A 5,781-nucleotide genomic window follows, 5' to 3' on the forward strand; every position below is an offset into this window, starting at 1 on the left:
TGCAGCTGACGGAGGTGGCTCGTGTCCCCGCCCGCGAGGAAGGCGAGCAGCTCCTCGACCCGTTCGCGGTGCTCGGCGATCGTCACGGTGCCGGAGCAGGGACCGTGGCAGCGGCCGATCTGCCCGGCTAGGCAGGGGCGGCCGGAGTCCATCGCGCGCCGGTAGTCCGCGTCGTTGCAGGTGCGGATGGGGAACGCCTTCTGCAGGAGCGACACGGCCTCTTTCAGGGCCCACACCTTCGGGTACGGGCCGAAGTAGCGCGCGCCGCGCAGGTTCTCGTTGCGCGTGATGAGCAGCCGCGGGGCCTCAGCGCCCAGGGTCAGCGCGAGGTAGGGGTAGCTTTTATCGTCCTTGAAGACGACGTTGAACGGCGGGGAGAACTCCGTGATCCAGGTGTGCTCCAGGATGAGGGACTCGGTGTCGGTCGCGACCACGGTCCAGTCCACGCGCGCGGCGAGGGCGAGCATCCGCTGCGTGCGCGGTTGCAGCGTGTGCAGGGGCGCGAAGTAGTTCGACAGCCGGGCGCGGAGGTTTTTCGCCTTGCCGATGTAGAGGACGCGGCCGTGCCGGTCCGAAAAGCGGTACACGCCCGGCGAGGTGGGGATTTCCCCCGTCGCCGGGCGGTACGCGTCGCGGTTATCGGCGGGCTGCATCCGCATCCGTTTCGGCCGTGGCGGGGGCCGTGAACATCTCGGCGAGGAAGGAGCCCGTGAAGCTCTCCGGGTTCGCGGCGATCTGCTCGGGGGTGCCGGTGGCCAGGATCGTGCCGCCGCCGGAGCCGCCCTCTGGGCCGAGGTCGATGACCCAGTCGGCCGCCTTGATGACGTCCAGGTTGTGCTCGATCGTGAGCACCGTGTTGCCCTTGTCCACGAGCCCGTTGAGGACGAGGAGGAGCTTGCGCACGTCCTCGAAGTGCAGGCCCGTGGTGGGCTCGTCGAGGACGTAGATGCTGCGCCCGTTCGAGCGGCGCTGCAGCTCGGTGGCGAGCTTCACGCGCTGGGCCTCGCCGCCGGAGAGGGTCGTCGCGCTCTGCCCGAGGCGGACGTAGCCGAGGCCGACGTCCACGAGGGTCTTCATGTAGCGGTGGATCGCGGTGATCGGCTCGAAGAAGCCCTCGGCCTCGCTGATGGGCATGTCGAGCACCTCGGCGATGTTCTTACCCTTGTAGGTAACCTGCAGGGTTTCGCGGTTGTAGCGCGCGCCGCCGCAGACCTCGCAGTCCACGTACACATCGGGGAGGAAGTTCATCTCGATCTTCAGCGTGCCGTCGCCCGAGCATGCCTCGCAGCGGCCGCCCTTCACGTTGAAGGAGAAGCGGCCGGGTAGGTAGCCGCGCGTCTTCGCCTCCTGGGTCTGGGAGAACAGGGTGCGGATCCGGTCGAAGACCCCCGTGTAGGTGGCCGGGTTCGAGCGCGGGGTGCGCCCGATGGGGGCCTGGTCGACGTGCACGACCTTGTCGAGGTGCTCCAGCCCCTTGATGCGGGTGTGCTTTCCGGGGACGAGGCGGGCCCCGTTGAGCTGGTTTGCGAGGACCCGGTAGAGGATGTCGTTGACGAGGCTGGACTTGCCCGAGCCGGAGACGCCGGTGACCGCGGTGAACACGCCCAGCGGGAACTTCACGTCCACGTTCTGCAGGTTGTTGGCGCGCGCGCCCTGCACCTCCAGCTGGCGGGACTTCGTGATCTTGCGGCGCTTGTGCGGCGACTCCAGGGTGCGCCGACCCGCGAGGTAGTCCCCCGTGATCGACTCGGGGTTCGCGATCAGCTCGGCGTAGGAGCCCGAGTGCACGACGCGGCCGCCCTCCACGCCGGCGCCCGGCCCAATGTCCACGATCCAGTCCGCGGCGCGAATCGTGTCCTCGTCGTGCTCGACCACGATCAGCGTGTTGCCGAGGTCGCGGAGCTTCACGAGGGTGTCGATCAGGCGGCGGTTATCGCGCTGGTGCAGGCCGATGCTGGGCTCATCGAGGACGTAGAGCACGCCCGTGAGCCCCGAACCGATCTGGGTCGCGAGCCGGATGCGCTGGGCCTCGCCGCCCGAGAGCGTCCCCGCGGAGCGGGCGAGGGTCAGGTAGCCGAGACCGACCTCGATCAGGAAGTCGAAGCGGAGCCGGATCTCGCGCAGCACCTGCGCGGCGATCATCGCCTCGCGGTCGTTCAGCTCGACCGAGCGGAAGAACTCCTGCGCGTTCAGCAGCGAGAACTCGGTGACGGCGGCGATGGACTCGCCGTTGATCGTGACGGCCAGCACCTCGGGCTTCAGCCGCTGCCCGTTGCAGGCGTGGCAGGGCACCTCGCGCAGGAACTCGGCCCAGCGCTCGCGGCGGGTGTCCGTCTCGGACTCCGCGAACTGGCGCTCGATGAAGGGCACGACGCCCTCGAAGCCGGAGGTGTACTTGACCTCGCGGCCGAAGCGGTTCTTCCAGCGCACGTTCACGGAGAAATTGTTGCCGCGCATGACGGCCTCGCGCACCTCGGGGTCGAGGTCCTGCCAGGGGGTCTTCAGCGAGAACTCGAGGTCCTTCGCGAGGCCCTTGAGCAGCTTCTCGTAGTACTGGTAGAGGCTCTTGCCCTGGCTGGTCCAGGGCACAATAACACCCTCGGCGATGCTCAGCGCGGGGTCGCCGATGATGAGGTCCTCGTCCACCGACATGCTCGTGCCGAGGCCGGAGCAGGTGGGGCAGGCCCCGAAGGGCGCGTTGAAGGAGAAGGTGCGCGGCTCGATCTCGGTGAGCTGCACGGGGTGGTTATTCGGGCAGGACAGCTTCTCGGAGAAGGTGCGGCGGCGCTCGTCGGTGCCGGGCTCCTCGTCCACGAAGTCGATCGTGACGGTGCCGCCCGTGAGCTTGAGCGCGGTCTCCAGGGAGTCCGTGAGGCGGCCGAGGGTGTCGGGCCCGGCCACGAGGCGGTCGATCACGACGAGGATGTCGTGCTTGATCTGCTTCTTGAGCTTGGGCGGCTCGCTCAGCTCGATCATCTCGCCGTCGACGATCGCGCGGGAGTAGCCGGACGAAGCCAGCTCGGCGAAGAGGTCGACGAACTCGCCCTTCTTCTGCGAGACCACCTGGGCGAGGACCTGGTAGCGGGTGCGGTCCTCGAGTTCCATGAGCCGGTCCGCGATCTGCTGCACGGTCTGCGATTCGATCTTCTCGCCGCAGACGGCGCAGTGCGGCACGCCGACGCGCGCCCAGAGCAGCCGCATGTAGTCGAAGATCTCGGTGATCGTGCCGACCGTCGAGCGCGGGTTCCGGTTCGTGGACTTCTGGTCGATCGACACGGCGGGGCTCAGGCCCTCGATGAAGTCCACGTCGGGGCGGTCCACCTGGCCGAGGAACTGGCGGGCGTAGGCGGACAGCGACTCCACGTAGCGGCGCTGACCCTCCGCGAAGATCGTGTCAAAGGCGAGCGAGGACTTCCCGGAGCCCGAGAGACCCGTGAAGACCACGAGCGAGTCGCGCGGGATCTGCAGGTCGATGTCGCGCAGGTTGTGCACGCGGGCACCCTGCACGGTGATGTGGGCGTGGGGCCCCGCGGTGCGGGCGGGCGGAGTGGGCGCGGTTGGTGTCGTCACAGAGTCATCCTACGGTTTCGGTGGTGTGTCAGCGTGGGTCGGGAGGGGTGGCGCGGGACCGGGTGGCTCACCCGAGGTGCCCCGCCGCGTCCATCTGCCGGAGTTCTTTCTTGAGCTCGGAGACCTCGTCGCGGAGCCGGCCCGCGAGCTCGAACTTCAGCTCCTCGGCGGCCGAGAGCATCTGCGCGGTGAGCTCCGAGATGAGCGTTTCGAGCTGCTCCGCCCCCTGGCCCGCGATCGCGTCCTTCGAGCGCTTCTTCTTCGGCTTGTCCCGGTCGAGCACCGCCTCGGTGTCCGCGGCCTCGCGGGAGAGCATCTCGGTGATGTCACCGATCTTCTTCCGCAGGGGCTGCGGGTCGATGCCGTGCTCCTCGTTGTAGGCCTGCTGCAGCTCGCGGCGGCGGCTTGTCTCGTCAAGCGCTTCGCGCATCGAGCGGGTGACCCGGTCGGCGTACATGTGCACCTCGCCCGAGACGTTTCTGGCCGCGCGACCAATCGTCTGAATGAGCGAGGTGCTCGAGCGGAGGAAGCCCTCCTTGTCGGCGTCCAGGATCGACACGAGGGAGACCTCGGGAAGGTCGAGGCCCTCGCGGAGCAGGTTGATGCCGACGAGCACGTCGTAGACCCCGGCGCGCAGCTCGGTCAGCAGCTCGACCCGGCGCAGCGTGTCCACGTCCGAGTGCAGGTAGCGGACGCGGACGCCCGCCTCCTCCATGAAGGTCGTGAGCTGCTCGGCCATCTTCTTCGTGAGGGTGGTGACGAGGACGCGCTCGTCGCGGTCCGCGCGGAGCCGGACCTGCTCGAGCAGGTCGTCGATCTGGCCCTCGGAGGGCTTCACGGTGACCAGGGGGTCGATGAGGCCGGTGGGGCGGATGATCTGCTGAACGACGGCGTCCGCGCGCTCCATCTCGTACTTGCCCGGCGTCGCCGAGAGGTACACCTTCTGGCCGACCCGGTTCTCCCACTCCTTGAACTTCAGGGGGCGGTTGTCGAGCGCGCTCGGCAGCCGGAAGCCGTGGTCCACCAGGGTGCGCTTGCGCGAGGAGTCGCCCTCGTACATCGCGCCGATCTGCGGGATTGTTACGTGGGACTCGTCGATCACGGTGAGGAAGTCATCCGGGAAATAGTCGAGCAGGCAGTGGGGGGCCTCGCCGGGCTGGCGGCCGTCGATGTGCCGGGAGTAGTTCTCGATGCCGGAGCAGAAGCCGATCTGCTCCATCATCTCCAGGTCGAAGGTGGTGCGCATCCGGAGCCGCTGCTCCTCCACGAGCTTGTTTTCCTTCTTGAGCTCGACCAGACGCTCGTCGAGCTCGGTCTGGATCGTGCGCATCGAGCGGTTCATGACCTCGGTGCTCGCGACGTAGTGCGAGCCGGGGAACACGGAGACGGCCTTCGGGCTGGACAGCTTCTCCCCCGTCACCGGGTGCAGGAAGTGCAGGGCCTCGATCTCGTCGCCGAAGAACTCGATGCGGATTGCGAGCTCCTCGTACATGGGGATGATCTCGACGGTGTCGCCGCGCACGCGGAAGTTGCCGCGCACGAACTCGACGTCGTTGCGCTGGTACTGCATCTGGACGAACTTGCGGAGCAGGTGATCCCGGTTTACCCGGTCGCCGACCTGCAGCGGCACCATCGCCTCGTAGTATTCCTCGGGTTTGCCGAGGCCGTAGATGCAGGAGACGGTGGAGACCACGACGACGTCGCGGCGGCTGAGCAGCGAGTTCGTCGTGGAGTGACGCAGGCGCTCGACCTCGGCGTTGACCGAGGAGTCCTTCTCGATGAAGGTGTCCGTCTGCGGGACGTAGGCCTCTGGCTGGTAGTAGTCGTAGTAGGACACGAAGTACTCCACCGCGTTGTGCGGCAGCAGCATCCGGAACTCGGTCGCGAGCTGGGCCGCAAGCGTCTTGTTGTGCGCCAGGATCAGGGTGGGGCGCTGCACCTGCTCGATGAGCCAGGCGGTCGTCGCGCTCTTGCCGGTTCCGGTCGCGCCGAGCAACACCACGTCGGAGTCCCCCGAGTTGATGTGGCTGGCGAGTTCGGCAATGGCCTGCGGTTGATCGCCGCTCGGGGTGTACTCGCTGACCACCTCGAAGGGGCGAACGGTGCGCGTCGGTTCCATGGACTCCAGCATAATCCGATTCGCTGAGTATTCGAAACTTTGTTCGCCTGCGGCGTGAGAACGTTTCGGATTTCCGGCGCTGAGCACTGTTT

General features: G+C 67.5%; 3 protein-coding genes. All 3 read right to left on the reverse strand.

Annotated features, from left to right (window positions below; genetic code table 11):
• The coding region (locus tag OOT08_RS00190; protein WP_325090587.1) for a GIY-YIG nuclease family protein at window positions 1-653 on the reverse strand (653 nt) is incomplete at its 3' end.
• The gene (gene uvrA / locus OOT08_RS00195; protein ID WP_325090588.1) at window positions 637-3,570 is read right to left on the reverse strand and encodes an excinuclease ABC subunit UvrA; all 2,934 of its coding nucleotides are present in this window, start codon (window positions 3,568-3,570) and stop codon (window positions 637-639) included. The genes uvrA and OOT08_RS00190, both read right to left, overlap by 17 nt.
• Before the next feature lie 67 nt (window positions 3,571-3,637).
• Window positions 3,638-5,689, reverse strand: a complete 2,052-nt coding sequence (gene uvrB, locus OOT08_RS00200) for an excinuclease ABC subunit UvrB (RefSeq protein WP_325090589.1) — start codon at window positions 5,687-5,689, stop codon at window positions 3,638-3,640.
• Window positions 5,690-5,781 lie beyond the last annotated feature (92 nt).

It is taken from the genome of Leucobacter sp. M11 (genome assembly GCF_035726885.1).
In the GTDB taxonomy this organism is placed as follows: Bacteria; Actinomycetota; Actinomycetes; order Actinomycetales; family Microbacteriaceae; genus JAPFRB01.

What these genes read in the sequence shown, in the direction of transcription:
- uvrB (WP_325090589.1), bottom strand. Translation starts at nt 5,689, where the DNA reads ATGGAACCGACGCGCACCGTTCGCCCCTTCGAGGTGGTCAGCGAGTAC.